Origin of the sequence: Acidaminococcus sp. CAG:542 (assembly GCF_000437815.1) — a bacterium.
GTDB lineage: Bacteria > Bacillota > Negativicutes > Acidaminococcales > Acidaminococcaceae > Acidaminococcus.
Genome location: NZ_FR902029.1, coordinates 1 through 1407 on the forward strand (window position 1 = coordinate 1; position 1407 = coordinate 1407).

Annotated in this window: 2 protein-coding genes; both read left to right on the forward strand. The window is 57.6% G+C overall.

All coding sequences use genetic code 11. The features are described from left to right. Positions 1–186 precede the first annotated feature (186 nt). Positions 187–492 (forward strand): acetyl-CoA carboxylase biotin carboxylase subunit, encoded by a 306-nt coding sequence (locus tag QVO43_RS01590; protein ID WP_022486866.1) that lies wholly within the window; start codon positions 187–189, stop codon positions 490–492. 87 nt (positions 493–579) lie between these two features. Next, the coding region (locus QVO43_RS01595; protein ID WP_288174309.1) for a SpoIVB peptidase S55 domain-containing protein at positions 580–1407 on the forward strand (828 nt) is incomplete at its 3' end.

A 1407-nucleotide genomic window follows, 5' to 3' on the forward strand; every position in this document is an offset into this window, starting at 1 on the left:
GCCCCCTACGGTTATACACAATAAGAAGAACCCGGCCGAAGGACAGGTTCTATCCAGTGGCCCGAGCCTCATGACTCGAGACCCGAGACCTGAAGAGGGGGCTGCTGCCTTACCGGCAACAGCCCCCTTGCATCTCCCCTCTCCTTCGGTATATAATAAACAAACGAAAGAAAAGAGGTGCTGATCATGTTACACAAAATCCTGAAAAACAGAAAAATATGGGCAGCAGCCTTGCTGATGGTATTGCTGGCTTTGGGCATTGCCCAGGCGGCAGGGGTGCAGCCCCAGAAAAGCAGTCTCTCCGGCCAGGTGGCAACGGTGGTTTCCGTGGGCACCCAGGTATCGGAAGGTTCTGTGCTGGTTACGGTGAAGACCCTGACCGGGACGGCACCGGCAGCCCGTGCCAACTGCAGCGGGAAAGTGGTTTCCGTGGAAGTGGCTCCCGGCAGCCAGATTGCAGCGGACCAGGTGGTGGCCACCATCCAGCCCTGATGCAGGCAGTTTTTTCCATTATTGATAATTACAGGAACCAGAGGGTGTGAAATACACAGTCACACCCTCTTTTTTACAGGAGGAATTATGCGTTGTTTCAAGTGGAAGCGGCTCCTGGTGCTGACCCTGGGCTGCCTTGTGGCGGCGGTTTCCCTGGTAAGTGCCGCCATTCCCACCATTGCCGTGGAAGAGCTGAAACCGGGCATGAAGGGATATGGGAAAACAGTGATCCGGGGAGCGGACATCGAAACCTTTGATGTGGAAGTCCTGGGGGTCACCGGTACGGAAACCGGGGGCTACAACATCCTGATCAAGGCGTCCGGCCCTCTGCTGAAGGAAAGCGGGGGCATCGCCCAGGGCATGAGCGGCAGCCCGGTGTACATCGACGGCCGGCTGGCCGGAGCCGTGGCCTATGGTCAGGCTTTTTCCGACCCCAACTACTGTTTCCTGACCCCCATCAACGAAATGCTCCGGCTCTTTGACGAGACCGATCCCCGGCCTTCCGTCTTCCTGCCCAAGAGCACCCCTCTCATGGTCAGCGGTTTTACCGCTGACGGGGTGGCCCATCTGAACGAAAACCTGTCTCCTTTCGGCCTTACCTCCTATGCCGTGCCGGGAGGGACGGAACAACTGGACAATGTGAAGCTGGAACCGGGAAGTTCCGTGGGGGTTTCCATGGTCCGGGGAGATATGGTCATCGGAGCCATCGGCACGGTAACCTGGACAGACGATGAAGGACGGATCCTGGCTTTTGGCCATCCCTTCCTTCAGCACGGGGATTCCAACTATTTCATGACCAATGCCTGGATCTTTGCTTCCGTGCCCAACATCCAGAGCGCTTTCAAAGTGGGGACCCTGGGCAAGACCCTGGGACGGATCAGCCAGGACCGTCTCAGCGGCATTGCAGGGAAAGAG